Origin of the sequence: Paenibacillus sp. AK121, from assembly GCF_019042715.1 — a bacterium.
Taxonomy (GTDB): Bacteria; Bacillota; Bacilli; order Paenibacillales; family Paenibacillaceae; genus Paenibacillus; species Paenibacillus polymyxa_C.
The window spans coordinates 13,756-29,842 of the sequence record NZ_JAHPJM010000008.1 but is presented as its reverse complement, the minus strand read 5'-3'; the positions used below and the strand labels follow the sequence as shown (position 1 = coordinate 29,842).

Sequence of the window (16,087 nt, the reverse complement as noted above, 5' to 3'; positions counted from 1 at the left end):
TAGGTTGCTCATACAAAACTAATGAGAAACGGGGTACTTACTCATGGCAATTAACTTATCTAAAGGTCAAAAAATTGATTTGACGAAAACAAACCCAGGTTTGTCCAAAATTATGGTTGGTCTCGGCTGGGACACCAATAAGTACGATGGTGGTAAGGATTTTGACTTGGACGTATCCGTATTTCTGGCGAATGCGGACGGCAAAGTAGAAACGGAAAAGAACTTCGTTTTCTTTAATAATCCACAAAACGAGAACGGTTCTGTCGTTCATACCGGAGATAACCGCACAGGTGAAGGTGACGGAGATGACGAGCAAATTAAAGTTGATCTGAGCAATGTACCTGCTAACGTAGAAAAAATCGCTTTTACGATTACGATCTATGATGCACAAGAACGCAGCCAAAACTTTGGACAAGTGTCCCGTGCCTACGCGCGTATCGTAAATGAGGCAAACAACGAAGAATTGGTTCGCTTTGATCTGGGAGAAGATTTTTCGATCGAAACAGGCGTCGTGGTAGGCGAGCTGTATCGCCATAGCGGTGAGTGGAAGTTCAATGCCATTGGCAGCGGTTACCAGGATGGTCTTGCAGGCTTGACACGTGATTACGGCTTAGCTTAAAAAATCTACACAAAGAAGGCAGGTATGCAGTATGACGATTAGTCTTTCCAAAGGACAACGTATTGATCTGACCAAAACGAATCCAGGCTTGACTCGTGTTGTCGTAGGTCTTGGCTGGGATACCAATAAATATAGTGGCGGCGCAGAATTTGACTTGGATGCTTCGGCTTTCCTGCTATATGAGGACGGTAAAGCGAAGGCAGCTGACGATTTTGTATTCTACAATAACCCGACAGGTGGTGCGGGTGCTGTTACTCATACAGGCGATAATCGCACAGGTGAGGGCGACGGGGATGACGAGCAAATTATTATTGATTTTGCAAAGATTCCTGCAAACATCCATCGTATCGGGATTACAGTTACGATTTATGACTATGAGGCCCGTGCGCAAAACTTTGGACAAGTGTCCAATGCTTTTGTACGTGTGGTAGATGCGGCAACGGATCGTGAAGTGTTGCGCTACGATTTGGGAGAGGATTTCTCCACCGAAACAGCTGTGGTATTCTGTGAATTTTACCGTCACAATGCGGACTGGAAATTCCAGGCTATCGGTAGTGGCTTTGCTGGTGGATTGGGTGCGCTTGCTAAAAACTATGGCTTGGACGCTCAATAATATCCACTTGGGGTGGTGTCCAAAGGGCGCTACCCCTTTCTTTTTAAGCCATTGAAGAACGTACGCTGAATACGACAAACGGACAGAAAGGTGACACAATCATGGCTGTTATCGTAGTAAAAGGACAGAAGGTGGATTTGACCAAAACGAATCCGGGCCTGAGCCATGTCAACATAGGGATCGGTTGGGAGTCCTCAGCGGCTCTGGAACTCGATACTTCTGCATTTTTGTTAGGCCCTGGAGGGAAGGTATCGGGCGATGAGGATCTGATCTTCTACAATAATCCGACCACACCCTTTATCACCTATTCAGATGGACAACAGTTTGGTGACAAGAAACAGTTTTCGCTGGAGCTAACCAGAATACCTTCCCATATCGAGAAGATTGCGTTTACGCTGACCATTTATGATGCGGATCAGAAACGGCAAAATTTTGGACAGGTTCAAGGCGGATTTATACGTTTTGTTCATCCGGTTAATGGAGAGGTTTTACGATTTAATTTGGATAGTGGCTTTACAGTCGAGACGGCTATTGTGATAGGCGAGCTGTACCGCCATAACGGTGAATGGAAGTTTAACGCGATAGGCGCAGGCTTTTCCGGTGGATTGGATGCGTTGTGTGAAAATTTCGGCATTGAAGTGGAAAATAATCCGTCTCCTCCGGCGCCAGGGCCTACACCACCTCCAGCGCCTCAGCCAGCACCAACACCGCCACCTGCACCTCCTGTTCCAAAGCCAGAGCCATCTGCAACTCCGGTGAATCTGAATCTGCGGAAAATTGAGCTGAAGAAAAAGGGCGACACCATTAACCTGAAAAAAGGCTCAGGAGGATTAGGTGAAATCCTAATCAATCTGAACTGGAATCAGGTACAGCAGAGTAAGGGCTTTTTCAGTCGTGGCTCCAAGGGTGTCGATCTGGACCTGGGCTGCTTGTATGAAATGAAGAACGGGGATAAAGGTGTCGTTCAGGCGCTTGGGGAAGTTTTCGGTTCTCTGAATCGCTTCCCGTACATTGCTCTGGATGGTGACGACCGTACGGGCTCTGTGAAAACAGGGGAAAATCTCCGTATTAATGGGGCTAAAATTTCTGAAATTAAGCGAATTTTGGTGTTTACCTTCATTTATGAAGGAGTCACGAACTGGTCACAAGCAGACGGGGTAGTCACGCTGTACCAGAAGGACGGGCCAGACATTATCGTTTATATGAATGAACATGACAATCGCAAAGGGATGTGTGCGATTGCAATGATCCAAAATGTGAACGATGAAACGTTTAGTATTGAGAGACTCGTACAGTTTTATGGCGGTCATCGTGAAATGGATCAGGCATATAACTGGGGCATGCGCTGGACGCAGGGGAGTAAATAAATTGAATTATCGGAGGCACTCTTTTCATGTTGAATGATTTATTTAAAAATATCAGCGAGAACTACGGCCATTTCTTTTCATGGAGTGATGTGGTAGGTACGCTTACTGACCCGGTGAGTTGGGGGATTATTGGAACTCTCATTTTGCTGGAAGGTCTTTTGTCGGCGGATAACGCCTTGGTTCTCGCAGTTATGGTTAAGCATTTACCGAAGGAGCAGCAAAAGAGAGCCTTATTTTACGGGATTTTAGGTGCGTATATATTCAGATTCCTGGCCATCGGCTTGGGTACATTCCTGATTAAGTTCACGCTGATTAAGGTACTGGGTGCGGCTTATCTGCTCTATATCGCTTATAAGGGCTTATTCAAGTCCGAGGGTGAGGGAGAAGTGAAGAACAAACCTACTTCTTTCTGGAAAACCGTATTAATGGTCGAACTGATGGATATTGCCTTCAGTATTGACAGCGTTATTGCCGCTTTTGGTGTGAGCGAGAAAGTATGGGTTCTGTTCCTGGGTGGTATACTCGGCGTTCTGATGATGCGTGGTGTTGCACAAGTGTTCCTCAAGCTCATTGATAAATTTCCGGAACTGGAACAGACAGCCTTTATTATGATCGCCATTATCGGGGGTAAAATGCTGGCTGCTGCTTTTGGCTTTCACATGTCGCAAGTATTATTCTTCGGCATTTTGATTGCCGTCTTTGTAGGCACAATGATTCTTAGCTCGGCGAAAAGAAAGAAAAAGGCCGACAAAGAGGCTTAATGTACAAAGTATAGCGAAATCCCTCCTGAAACTAAGGGGGGATTTCTTTTATACCCGAGGCACAGGGCTTCAGTCAGGCAAGAAAGAGCAAGAGGAGGGGAAGGGCCCTGAAATATTTTAATGATTTAACCTCTGAGGAAGTAGAAGCGATCTTTTGTACTCCACCGATGGAGTTTCATAACCGTTCACCCAAAAGTATATTGGCTTATGCCATAGGAGCGGCTTTGTACATGCCGGCGACTCGCTTGGAAGTAGCGGAAGAGATCAAGAATGGAAAGCATGAAGGACTAACAACGGTCATTCTGGATTTGGAGGATGCTATAGGGGATCAGCAGGTCGGACAGGCTGAAGAATCGCTGGCACAGCAACTGCTTCAACTATTGTCCTATGTACGGACAGGGATGATGAGTGAACAGCAATTACCTTTGCTGTTTGTACGTGTGCGATCTGTGGAACAGCTGGAACGACTGCTGAACAGTTTGGGAGAAACCCTGGAGCTGCTTACGGGCTTTGTCCTCCCCAAGTTCTCCTCTGATAATGGACGGGCGTATTTTGCACTCATTGCTGAATATAACCGGACTATGCATACAGGGGCAGGAGACGCAAGCCGCACGCCTGTGTTGTATGGATTGCCGATTCTTGAAAGCTCTAAAATTATTTATCGGGAAACCCGTTGGAAAGAGCTGCTGGCGATTAAAGAAATTTTGGACGAGGTTCAGGAATATGTGCTGAATGTAAGAATTGGGGCCACTGATTTCTCCAGTCTGTATGGGCTGAGACGCAGCCCGGATATTACGATTTATGAGATTGCCGTCATTCGGGACTGCATCGCAGATATTATTAACTTGTTCGGGCGCGTGGACTCGGACTATGTCATTTCCGGTCCTGTATGGGAATATTTCTCTCACCGGGAACGTATCTTTAAACCTCAATTAAGAGTGTCGCCTTTTGAAGACGCATTTGGGAAGCCGGGGCGCTACTTGCGAATGGACTTCATCTCAGATGCAGTGGATGGGCTGATTCGCGAAGTTATGATGGATAAAGAGAATGGGATTATCGGCAAAACGATCATTCATCCGTCCCACATTAAGCCGGTACAGGCCATGTATGCGGTGACTCATGAAGAGTATATGGATGCACTTGAGATTGTTGAACGTAACGACGGTAGTCTGGGTGTATTCAAGAGCACCTATGCCAACAAAATGAATGAAATTAAGCCTCATTTGAATTGGGCTTATCGTATTATAAATAGATCTAAAGTATACGGGGTGTTACATGAACAACAACATTTTGTCAGTCTCTTACCCAACCACGAAAACACATCTGCTGCCAATTCTGGAGCAGTTCAGCGTTAAAATTACGGAGACTCATAATCCATTCCGTCTTCCTGTGGATAAGCTGTTTGCGATGGCGGCACGGGTCAACAAAAAGCGTTCGTTTTTGTTTGTCAGCAAGGTGCTGGGTAAGCATATTCCGGTAAATCCATACACCTCTCTGTTAAGTGGGGCAGCACTGGCAATCCTGCTATATAAAGAGCTTGTCCCACAGTCAGGACAACAAATGGATAAACTGATTAGAGAGGCCGTGAGAGGACTTCTTGATTCGAATTATGCGAAAGAGGCCTATGAAAAGCTGATGGATGAACGTTTGGCTTTTGCTTTTCCAGAGCCAATTAAGTTTGTAGGTTTTGCCGAGACGGCTACAGCACTGGGGCACAGCATGTATCGGTTGTTTGATAACGGTGCTACATATATTCATACGACACGCGAGGATATTCCGGGCCTTAGGCCTATTATTCGGTTTGAAGAAGAGCATTCGCACGCTGTTGATCATCGTTGTTATGCACTGAATGAGGATGCTTTTGCCGGAGATGGACCCATTGTGCTGGTAGATGATGAGATTACGACAGGAAAAACAACGCTTAATATTATACGGGATATTCAGGAGCATTTTCCGCGCAAACAATATGTGATAGCTTCGTTATTGGACTGGCGGACAGACAGCGATGAGCAGGCTTTTGCCGATCTGGAAGCAGAGCTAGGTATTAGGATTACGCCTCTAAGTTTACTCAAAGGAAAGATAGAAATACAGGGAGCACCGATACTGGACCACACAGAATATGCCGGACAGACTGGAAACGCTGAGCATGCAGCCACTAGTACTGCGGAGGTTAACAAAGATTTTTCTGGAGTAGTTGACCACTGTCTTGAAAAGGATGCTTCCGCTTTTGAGCGAGTATCACATAGCTCCCTATCAACCGACGGATACGCCAATACAACTCCTTATCTTAAATATACAGGTCGTTTTGGTCTACAATCCGCTGATAACCCAGCGCTGGATGCAGAAATCACGCGTACAGCTGAACGACTGAACCAACTTCGTTCAGGGCAACGCACACTGGTAATGGGTACGGGTGAATTCATGTACATTCCTATGCGCATTGCTGCGGAGTTAGGCCCGGATGTTTATTACCAATCGACGACACGCAGCCCGGTGTATCCCCACCGGGAAGAAGAGTATGGCGTCGCTTGTGGTGTGACCTATCCCTCGCCTGAGGACAGTACGGTACGCAATTTTATTTATAATGTAGAGCCCGGTCAGTATGACGAAATATTCGTTTTGCTGGAAAGAGAGTCGGACCCAGAGCGAATGAAGCCCATGCTGGATGCATTGAGCTGTCTGGGCTGTGATAAAGTGCATGTCGTTTATTTTAACAGTTTAACTATGCAGGAGAGTAAAGGAGCGCGGATATGAAGCAAGCACTCATGGAGCAAATACAGCAGAAGAACATTCATCCGCCCGTACCGCTAGGCAGTTATCCTGCCTCGGATGTCACTTTTTTATTGAAAGATTTGAGCCGGGTTGCGTTGGAAAAAGGGACGGAGGATCGGGAAGAGGCGATACAGTCTGGAGTCCATTATTCAGAAATGCTGCCTGTGGAATACCAGCCCACAGCAGAGTATATTGGATTGTTTCACGAAACGCTTGCCCAATCTGCCCAAAAGGTTGCATTAGCGGCAGCTTCTGTGGCTGAGATGATTGTGAGAAAAAGAGGTCTGAACACGGCGATTGTTTCTCTTGCCAGAGCGGGAACGCCCATTGGCATCCTGATCAAGCGTTATATTGACTGGAAGTATGGCGTATCCTTGCCGCATTACAGTATTTCTATTATTCGTGGCAAAGGTATTGACCGGAATGCTATTTTGTACATTTTACAGCAGCATGGACTGGGGATTGAACTTCAGTTTGTCGATGGCTGGACGGGGAAAGGCGCCATTCGTCAGGTGTTGATCGAGGCCTGCCGTGAAATGAATGCAGATTACGGGCTACGCCTAAATGATGATCTGGCAGTGCTGGCTGATCCAGGCAGCTGCTCGGAGACCTTTGGTACACGAGAAGATTATTTGATCCCGAGCGCTTGCCTAAATTCGACCGTGTCGGGTCTGATGAGCCGGACGGTACTTCGGGATGATCTGATAGGTCCGGACGATTTTCATGGGGCTAAATTTTATGAATCCTGGCGTTCAGTGGATCAATCCAATACGTTTGTGGATACAGTATCCGGTTACTTTCAAACCGTGGCTGAAGCGGCGGTTGCACATGCGGAACAGATGACATTGAATCCGCCTGTCGTGACGTGGCAGGGCTTACGGGATATTGAGGCGATTCAGCAGGCATTTGGTATTCGGGATATCAATCTGGTCAAGCCGGGAGTAGGAGAGACGACTCGCGTATTGCTCCGCAGGGTGCCGTGGAAAATTCTGATTGACCGTGAAGATAATCCGAATCTTCAGCATATTATGCTGCTGGCCAAAGATCGTGGAGTGCCTGTAGAGGTATTTGAAGGATTGACCTATTCCTGTTGCGGGATCATCAAACCGCTTAAAGGGGGATAAGAATGATCTACGCAAGTGATCTGGATCAGACACTGATTTACTCCAAACGTTCGCTTGGCGTGCCACTGGAGTCCTCTGGTCTGCTGCCTGCGGAACAGATCGACGGGGCGACGTCGGCCTTTATTTCTGCGCAAGCTTTACAATGGCTCAAGACATTACCGGCAGATGTCATGTTTATGCCTGTGACGACTCGGACCATGGAACAGTATAAACGAATCACCGTGTTTCAGACGGAGCTGATTCCCGCATATGCCGTGACGAGTAATGGCGGAAACATCATCGTCGGAGGCGAGGTGGACCGAGAGTGGAATCGGCGTATTCACGAACAAGTACGCCGCGATGGTGCTCATGCGGAAGAAGCACGTCAGGTGTTCGGACAGGTGCTGCATGAGGACTGGGTCGTAAGCGAACGTTTTTGCGATGAACTATTTTATGCTTTCGTGATTGAAAGGGATCGTATGCCGCTGGAACAGGTGCTGGAGAAGGCGCGGATGATGCATGAAATGGGCTGGGAGGTATCCATTCAAGGCCGTAAAGTATATCTGGTGCCTTCGGCCGTGAATAAACAGGCGGCTGTCGAGCATATCCGCAACCTTACCAATGGGGGAGCTGTGGTTGCATCCGGTGACTCTTTACTGGACCGTTGTCTGCTGGATTATGCTGACTATGCGATTGCCCCGCGTCATGGTGAATTGTATCGGGAACAGCTGCGGGATAAGCTAGAGGTCAACTACCGATTTACGGAAGTGTCGGGGGTTTATGCAGCGGATGAAATTATGGAATATGTCTATGAAGTGCACGGGAGCATATCAGCGGCTCGTACTTCATGATTAAAATAGTAGGGGACGTGGCGCTGTGAAGAAGGTCAAAGTGTATTTTAACCGCTGGTTTTCGGTGGTGTATCATTATATGAACGCTATTCGTAACAATGAGGACGGTATTCCGTTCGAGATCTATGCCACACATTCGGATCCGCAGCACATGGCACTACAGGCCAGTGATGTAGCTGAAGTAGAGCCGCGCACGAGCGGTGTCGAGTATGCACAGTTTTGTGCTGATTTTTGCAGGCGACATGAAATTGATGTCTTTATTCCACGGTGGAATATGCTCGATATTAGCAAGCATCTTTATTTGTTCGACGATATTGGTACAGAAGTAATGGTGTGCCGGGATACCGAACTGCTGGAGCAATTGATGGAGAAGGACCTATTTTATGAATCCATTCGTCAAAAAGATATTGTCACCATTCCCGATTATGCCATTGCCAGTAATGCCGAGCAGTTTAGACAGGCGTATGAGTCATTAATAGCGCTTGGGCACAAGGTATGCTTCAAGCCATGTAATGCAGAAGGCGGAATGGGCTTTCGTATCATCGATAATGAACGCAATCCACTGGAGGAACTGTTCGGTCATGCGCTGAATCATATTTCGTTCGAGGAGGCCTATCGCGTATTGTCTTCCACAGAGACGTTTCCCAATTTGATGGTGATGGAACTGCTGGAGGGATACGAATACAGTATCGACTGCTTGGCTGACCGAAAGGGAAAATTGTTAGCAGCAGTTCCGCGTAGGAAGGCAGGAGGGCGATTACGGCTACTGGAGCAGCATTCTGAACTGTTGAAGGTGGCAGAGAAGGTCGCTGAGGCGTATCACATTCCGTACAATTATAACATTCAAGTGAAATATAACGGCGAGCGGGCTAAGCTGTTAGAGATCAATCCACGGATGTCGGGAGGTCTTCATGTATCATGCTTGTCAGGTATCAATTTCCCTTACCTGGCGGTGAAATCGGCTTTGGGTCATGAAATCGGTTCACTACACCCGCAATACGACATTCTAGCTAGTCATATCGAGCAGCCGATCACGATACGCCAATCCTTACATTGACATAGGCAAATATTGTTTTCTACAATATGGTAAGGGTTTACGTCAGGAGGTACAAGCTATGACTTCTAAAATGTGGGGTGCCACGATTGCTGTGGTCAGCTACCTGATTGCGCTTTTACTAAGTTCTTGGTTGCCGTTGTTTGTGTGTTTGGCGATTCCGATCATTGGTCTGGGAGGATACAGCCTTATCATGGCTGTTCGCCATCCTCGACCTAATCTGACTGGTTCCGTGATTCCGGTGGTGCAGGAGCAGGTCGGTGAGACACAGCAGCATGAAAAGGAAGATGCCGTTCGACCGGAGTCTATAACAGGACAAGTACGTCAACCAGATCAGGTGAGCAGTGAATTTGCTCAGGTGATGGAGTATTTGGAGGTACTGGAGGATATGGTGATCTCCGAGGGACAGAAAGATGCGCTAGATAACGAGATTGTCGAGAAGGCGCTGGCTCTATTTGCACGTTTGCAGCGGGTCATCCCGCTTTTGCATGAATTGAACAACAGTGAAGTGAATCACACGGTTCGGAGATTGATTTTGAAGGACTTGAACGGACTGATTAACCCGTTTCTTCGGCTTAGTGGCGATGCGAAACGGACCAACCGGAGGACGCTACTAAACGGATTGCGAGATGTGGATAGCAAAATATCTGTGATTGTATCCACGGTGGAGCATAAGGATCTGATGGAATTACAGAGCAAAGCAGAGCTTATTCACCAGCGATACAGCAGTTCCGAACTGTAGGTTACTTTAAAGAATAAAAATCAGCAGCATAGCTGCTCTGAACAATAACTATTAGCTCTCAGCAACAGTTGTTTTCAGAATAGGAGGTTAGCATGATGGCGACCCCATGGGCTGAATTGAGAAAAGAAGATGAACAAAAGGTGACTGAGGAGGCTTCGCAGCTGATTCAAAAGGTATCGCAAAGCGATGTTATGAGTCTGGATACCTTAATGGATGACATTGGTAAGCTGGGGGTTAAAACGCAGGAACGGGCGGGACAAACCCTTAAAATGTTGGATCGTCCGGTAAACGACCTCATGTCCGGTGATCGGGCTGAGGTCTCGAATATGATCTTAAAACTCCGAGATGAATGCGAAACGCTTCAGCAGAGTAAAGATGTAGGTTTTTTTGGCAAGCTCCTGCGTAAAAGCCCGTTGAAAAACTATATCTACAAGTATCAGTCGGTGAAGACGAACATCGAGAAAATCATTACTGCCTTGAGAGATGGTAAGGATAATCTGGAAGAGAATATCGTCAGCATGAGACAGTTGAAGAAGGCTTCCATTGAAGAAATCTACAATTTACAGACGAAAATTGCCTTTGGTAATCGCTTGAAAGAGCTGTTCGAAACCGAGATTGCCAAGCCGGAAAATGAAAATCGTAAGCCTCATCTGGAGCGGGGATTGCGCAAAGTGGTTACTCGCACACAGTCGATGACTGAAATGATTTTGTTATACAATCAGGCGATTGCAGCAACGGATATTATTAATGATAACAATGATAAACTGATTGATTCTGTCAATAATGCGATTGATAAAACATCGAATCTAATCACCGTATCGGCTATGATCGCGATGGCACTGGCCGATCAAGATAAAATTATTTCAGCCGTTGATGCGACTAACCGTACGATTGAGGATCAATTCAAGGAAAATGCAAAGCTTCTCAAAACGACGACCGAAAGAACGACAGATCTGCTTAGCAAGCCATCGATGTCATTGGAAGCTGTGAATCAGGCGATTGGCGATTTGGTATCTGCTTTGGATCTGTCTGAAAAATCAAACCGTCGGATTATTGAAAGCTGCCATGATTATACAAGTAAAATGACAGCAATCAATACCAACCTTAGCCAACGTTTGGGCATCGAAGGGAAAGAACAATCCAAACCACTGAAGGATAACCATTCTTCTGAGGGTCTAAGTTCGTTTTTGAACTAGCTATTATACAATAATATAATAATCTATGAAAAAAGACGCCAGGGTGAGACCCAAGGGCGTCTTTCTTTGGTTTGGCAGTGGACAATAAAGGACATGATGAACATATATAGTATTCTCGTGCATAAACTCTTAAAAAGTGAAATGACAAAGGAGAGAACGAGTGTATGATGTCCTTTATTTTAGGGTGTGTGATTGTCTTTTTACTCGTGGCTGCCAGTAGCGAAAAAGCAGACTCTATTGTGGAGTTAAATGAAACTGTGAAATAAAATTTTTTATTGAAAATCATGCATTTTCTGATAGGATAGAGTTAAATATTGGAATCCCAAAGGAGAATGCATGCTGGAATTTTCATTTGAAATCATCGATGAATCGAAAATCAACATTGTATATCAGTATGGGAGCAGTAGCTTCAATTTTAATTTATTTTTTAATTACGGTGTGTGGACGCTGCATCCCTTTGATGGGATTCTGTTGCAGAACAAGGAAATGTGCCGTCTGATCGTTACAGATCTGTTTAAGAACAAAGATTTTCATGTCATGCTGGCACGCGAAAATATTTTATTGTCAACCCTGCGTACCTCTATTGACCTCAATCCCGAAACTCGGGGAGAGCGATATCAGGAACAGGAATTTGATGAGCTGTCTGAATTTGCTGAGACACACAGCTTTGAAGATGTGCTGCAAATCGAGCAGGATTCTGTCCGCGAACGTATCGATTTTTTCCAAAACATCATCCAAAGGATGTATATGGAAGGATTCGGACCGGAAGACAATGATTTTAACAAGGTGCAAGCTATCCTCCGCATTTATAAGGCTGCACATGACCAACTCGGAGAATTGAGCGACTTTCCCCTAAGTGGCGACGAGCGACGACGCAGATGGTAGATTAGATGGACTAGTGAAAACATCATAGAGGAGCGTGGGGAACATGAGCGGTATTTCTTTACTTAAAAAGAATGCGCAATTGGTACTGACTAAAAAGAATCTAACGAATGTGACCGCGAGAGTTGGATTAGTGCTCGATATTTCAGGATCTATGAGAAGTTTGTACAAAAATGGTACCGTTCAAAAAGTGTTGGAGCGAATTGTTGCGGTAGCAAGTTCTTTGGATGATGATGGTGTACTGGATGTATGGGTGTATGATCACCGTTTTTCACGGTTGCCATCCGTTACCGAAAATGACGTTGACAACTATGTTGAAAAACATATTTTGTCCAATGATTATTTGCCCAAGTTTGGTCGAAATGATGAGCCTCCAGTGATGCGCGATGTCATCGCCAAGTACACCAAGGAAGAACCCTCTTCAGATCCGGCTTTTGTTATTTTTATTAATGATGGCGGTGTGAAGCGTGGCAAAGGGGACAATATTGACAACGCAGTCATTGATTCATCAGGAGAGCCAATTTTCTGGCAATTTATCGGTGTGGGTGAATCTGATTTTGGCGTATTAAAAAAGCTCGACAACATAGAAGGCCGAGTGGTAGATAACGCCAATTTCTTTCAAATACAAGATATCGAATCTATGGAAGACAATCAACTGTACGAACTATTACTTAACGAGTTCCCGTCATGGCTGCAAGAAGCGAAGGAAAAGCGCATTTATTAAGACTAATAAGTCTTGTAGTACTATGAGAAACTTTTCAAAGTTAATATAAAAAATGAAAAAAGAGAGAGCTCTGCTAGCAAACGCTTTGCGGAACTCTCTCTTTTCATTTTACCAATCACTAAAACGTATAGAAGCATTATGGCGGTTGCTAGCGGAGCGGGCAGAATTGTTCTGGAGAAGCGAAGCGTTCGGAAGAACAATCTGCACGCGCAGCGTCCACCAACCGCAAGAAAGCTTCTCATTTCCTTAACTCATCCCCATTAATACTATCGAGCAAAGTAAAAGTCCCGTCCCGCACCCCGAAGTATATACCTTGAGGTGGCGGAACATGGATGTTTTCCAGGCAGACAGAGATTCATCGGAACGCAAACGTTCATTTTCTTCCTGTAATGCCTTGGATTGACGAATGAACAACTGCCCGATGTCGGCAAATCCCCGCAGAAAGAGGGTGAGAAAGCCACTTTGCAGAACATGGAAGATCGCACCAATCACCAAGCCCAGCAATCCTAACAGAAATAGCAGATTTGCGGTAGCCAGGTTTTCACGACCATACATGAGATGGGGTGCGGCGTATAAAAATCCTAAGGTACCGACAATCAGGGCAGTGATCCCGAAACGTAAAATCATTATTTTTCGACCCGTTTTGCAAAACGTAGATCTGGGTTCGAACGAGCATCAAATACGATGCCTTGAATTTTAGGGCTGATTAATGCGGTATCCGCAGAGAACTGGATCGGAATAATCGGCAGATCTTCCATCAATACGTCTTCTGCCTGATGAAGCTGTTCAAAGCGTTTTGCCGGATCAAGCTCAAAGGTTGAGGATTCGATCAGCTTGTCATACTCCGGGTTGCTCCAGTTGGTAAAGTTGTTCGAATTTTTGGAAGTATAGTGTCCCAATACGCCAAGCGGATCAAGGAAGTTTCCTTCCCAACCCATACGGGCGATCTGGAAGTTCTTTTGTTTAAAGGTATCAATATATGTTTTCCATTCCTGATTTTCCAGCGTCACTTCAACGCCCAGGTTCGTTTTTAGCATTTCTTGAATGGCTTCAGCTACTTTTTTATGCTTGTCCGACGTGTTGTACTTGAAGGTGATCGGTGGCAGCTTGGTCAAACCTTCTTCTTTCAGTCCTTCAGCCAGCAATTGTTTTGCTTTTGCTGCATCAAACTCATAGTATTTTTTCGGCGCTTCATCACGGAAGTCTTTGCCAGACGGTGTTGTCGTTCCGTATGGAACATAGCCGTATGCAGGAGTTTCGCCACCTTTGGTTACGTTGGTAGCCAGTGCTTCACGGTCAATGGCGTAGGCAATGGCCTGTCTGATTTTTTTATTGTCAAATGGCTTTTGTTTTACGTTGAAAGAATACGTGTACACACTGAAGGATGGGTGCGACAGGAATTCCTTGCTGCTCTTTTCCTGATCCAGTGTATCCACAGGGAGGCTCAAGATCAGATCCAGATCGCCTGTTTTGTACATTTGATAATAGGTTGTGGAGTCTTGAACCATTTTAAAGTTAATCGTTGCCATTGTAATGGCATCTTTGTTCCAGTATTGATCGTTTTTCGTCAGCGTAATTTGCTCGTTATGTTTCCATTCCTTGGCTACATACGCGCCGTTGCCGACAATCGTGTTAGCTTCTGCTGCCCATTTGTCGCTTTTCTCCACAACAGCTTGGTTCACGGGTAAATAGGCGTGACCGACAGCAATCGTTGGGAAGAAGCTCAGCGGTGATTTTAGCTCAACGACAAGCGTTTTATCATCTTTAGCTGTAACACCTACATCTTCAATTTTACCTTTGCCTGTGTTGTACGCTTCGGCACCTTTGATATAGTAGAGGGCAGAAGGATCGTAGGCAGCCGTTTTCGGATTCAGGACTCGTTTCCAGGAGTATTCAAAATCCTTAGCTGTCAGCGGGTCACCATTCGACCATTTTGCGCCGTCACGAATGGTAAAGGTGTATGTTTTGCCGTCAGGAGACACGTCTACTTTGCTGGCAGAACCTTCTACGATTTTACCGGCTTTGTCGTATGTATACAGCCCTTCATACAGGTTATCAATGACAAAATAGGACGTTGTATCTGATGCGAAGGCAGGGTCCAGCGTATAAGGCTCGCCACCTGCCAGATTGGCTGTAATTTCTTGCGGGACATCTGCTTGAGACGCAGCGGACGGGTCGTTGCTTGCTGTCTTGTCTGCAGTGCCAGAGCATCCTGCCAAAGCCGTTACGGCTAAAAGTAAGATGATCGTCATCCAATGCATTTTTTTCATCGTGGTTTTCCTCCATTATTATGGTTAGTTAAACGATCAGCCGGGATTTATTCAACCTCCTTTCCGGCAGGTATGCCGCGTGTGCACACTTCCATAAAGGAACTGCCGTTTTTTCTGCGGTTAGGCGAGAAGCTGCGGATCATGGTGACACCCCTCCTTGTCCAATTTGGATATCTGTGTTGTTAATGCTGTGAACGCGGGTCAAGTGCATCCTGAAGCCCGTCTCCAAGTGTGTTGAACGCCAGCATGGTGAGCGATATCATCAGACCGGGGAAGAATAAGCGCCACCATTGACCGCTTAAAATAACGCCGAGCGAGTCGTTGGCCATTGTTCCCCAGCTTGCTGAAGGTGACTGAATCCCCAGACCGAGAAAACTCAGGAACGATTCGGCAAAGATAGCCGACGGGATAGTAAACGTCAGGTTCACGATTATGATGGCCGCTGCATTCGGCAGCAGATGCCTGAAAATAATGCGTGAATGAGATGTCCCCAAGCTGCGGGCGGCCAGCACATATTCCTGCTGCTTGAGCTGTAGGATTTGCCCACGTACCACCCGAGCCATGCCGACCCATCCGGTAATAGATAGAGCAATAATCATCGTGAGCAGGCCGGGCTTCATAATGACGAGCAACAGAATGATGACCAGCAGATAAGGAATGCTGTACAAAATTTCAATAATACGCATCAGGACATTATCGATTCGGTCGCCCGTTTTACCATGTCCCGCACAATAACCAGCTACACAGCCGACGAGAATGCCAAGCACCAAATCAATGGCAGCAGCAGCAAAACCAATCATAAGTGAAATTCTAGCTCCGGCCCATGTCCGTGCCCATACGTCCCTCCCCAGATCATCCGTGCCAAACCAATGCTCTTTCGAAGGAGAGAGATTCGTTTTCAAAAGGGATTGATCACTGGGTGCATAAGGAACCATGGAAGGTCCGACAATTGCTAGCACAATAATAATGATAAGTAGAGAAAACCCCAACAGAGCAAGCTTGTTGTTAAAAAGTCTGCGAAGCCGATCCCGCCATGGTGACTCTTGGGGTCTGGTCAACGTGGGGGTGGGTATCTGGCTGCGGTCTACAAGACTAAACAGACTGTCCTTTTCGACAGTAGGTGCTGCTTTCAT

At 46.1% G+C, this 16,087-nt stretch carries 16 protein-coding genes; 13 read left to right on the top strand and 3 right to left on the bottom strand.

Translation table 11 applies throughout. The features are described from left to right. Nucleotides 1-43: 43 nt before the first annotated feature. The 13 genes from KSP24_RS15715 (at nt 44) to KSP24_RS15655 (ending at nt 12,684) form a co-directional block, all read left to right on the top strand. A complete protein-coding gene (locus KSP24_RS15715; protein WP_013369618.1) occupies nt 44-619 on the top strand; it encodes a TerD family protein in 576 nt (191 codons plus the stop codon). 31 nt (nt 620-650) lie between these two features. Next, complete coding sequence (locus KSP24_RS15710; RefSeq protein ID WP_013369619.1) at nt 651-1,232, top strand: TerD family protein; 582 nt, start codon at nt 651-653, stop codon at nt 1,230-1,232. Nucleotides 1,233-1,333: 101 nt separating this feature from the next. Further along, the gene (locus KSP24_RS15705) at nt 1,334-2,599 is read left to right on the top strand and encodes a TerD family protein (RefSeq protein WP_216975700.1); all 1,266 of its coding nucleotides are present in this window, start codon (nt 1,334-1,336) and stop codon (nt 2,597-2,599) included. Nucleotides 2,600-2,625: 26 nt separating this feature from the next. Then, entirely contained in the window at nt 2,626-3,360 is a 735-nt protein-coding gene (locus tag KSP24_RS15700) for a TerC family protein (protein ID WP_031462964.1), read from the top strand. A gap of 167 nt (nt 3,361-3,527) precedes the next feature. Further along, a complete protein-coding gene (locus tag KSP24_RS15695) occupies nt 3,528-4,715 on the top strand; it encodes an HpcH/HpaI aldolase/citrate lyase family protein (RefSeq protein WP_040102024.1) in 1,188 nt (395 codons plus the stop codon). Nucleotides 4,716-4,767: 52 nt separating this feature from the next. Then, nucleotides 4,768-6,114, top strand: coding sequence for a phosphoribosyltransferase family protein (locus KSP24_RS15690; RefSeq protein WP_064962604.1), 1,347 nt, complete (start codon nt 4,768-4,770; stop codon nt 6,112-6,114). Beyond that, nucleotides 6,111-7,256, top strand: coding sequence for a cysteine protease StiP family protein (locus KSP24_RS15685; RefSeq protein ID WP_064962508.1), 1,146 nt, complete (start codon nt 6,111-6,113; stop codon nt 7,254-7,256). The genes KSP24_RS15690 and KSP24_RS15685 overlap by 4 nt, the downstream gene beginning before the upstream one ends. A 2-nt stretch (nt 7,257-7,258) precedes the next feature. Further along, a complete protein-coding gene (locus tag KSP24_RS15680; protein WP_216975698.1) occupies nt 7,259-8,086 on the top strand; it encodes an HAD family hydrolase in 828 nt (275 codons plus the stop codon). A gap of 25 nt (nt 8,087-8,111) precedes the next feature. Further along, entirely contained in the window at nt 8,112-9,143 is a 1,032-nt protein-coding gene (locus KSP24_RS15675) for an ATP-grasp domain-containing protein (RefSeq protein ID WP_013369626.1), read from the top strand. Nucleotides 9,144-9,201: 58 nt separating this feature from the next. After that, the gene (locus tag KSP24_RS15670; protein ID WP_058829016.1) at nt 9,202-9,882 is read left to right on the top strand and encodes a hypothetical protein; all 681 of its coding nucleotides are present in this window, start codon (nt 9,202-9,204) and stop codon (nt 9,880-9,882) included. Between the two features lie 95 nt (nt 9,883-9,977). Then, nucleotides 9,978-11,078, top strand: a complete 1,101-nt coding sequence (locus tag KSP24_RS15665) for a toxic anion resistance protein (protein WP_216975696.1) — start codon at nt 9,978-9,980, stop codon at nt 11,076-11,078. 336 nt (nt 11,079-11,414) lie between these two features. After that, on the top strand, nt 11,415-11,963 hold the full coding sequence (locus KSP24_RS15660; RefSeq protein ID WP_013369629.1) for a hypothetical protein: 549 nt from the start codon (nt 11,415-11,417) through the stop codon (nt 11,961-11,963). Between the two features lie 43 nt (nt 11,964-12,006). Next, nucleotides 12,007-12,684, top strand: coding sequence for a vWA domain-containing protein (locus KSP24_RS15655; protein ID WP_064962505.1), 678 nt, complete (start codon nt 12,007-12,009; stop codon nt 12,682-12,684). A 246-nt stretch (nt 12,685-12,930) separates the two neighbouring features. On the opposite strand, the gene KSP24_RS15650 is transcribed toward KSP24_RS15655, so the two are convergent. The 3 genes from KSP24_RS15650 to KSP24_RS15640 all read right to left on the bottom strand — a co-directional run bounded on the left by KSP24_RS15650 (nt 12,931) and on the right by KSP24_RS15640 (nt 16,087). Beyond that, nucleotides 12,931-13,311, bottom strand: a complete 381-nt coding sequence (locus KSP24_RS15650; protein ID WP_216975694.1) for a DUF3899 domain-containing protein — start codon at nt 13,309-13,311, stop codon at nt 12,931-12,933. Beyond that, complete coding sequence (locus KSP24_RS15645) at nt 13,311-14,954, bottom strand: peptide ABC transporter substrate-binding protein (RefSeq protein ID WP_216975691.1); 1,644 nt, start codon at nt 14,952-14,954, stop codon at nt 13,311-13,313. Before KSP24_RS15645 ends, KSP24_RS15650 begins: the two co-directional genes overlap by 1 nt. Nucleotides 14,955-15,136: 182 nt before the next feature. Then, nucleotides 15,137-16,087 (bottom strand): ABC transporter permease, encoded by a 951-nt coding sequence (locus tag KSP24_RS15640; protein ID WP_064962502.1) that lies wholly within the window; start codon nt 16,085-16,087, stop codon nt 15,137-15,139.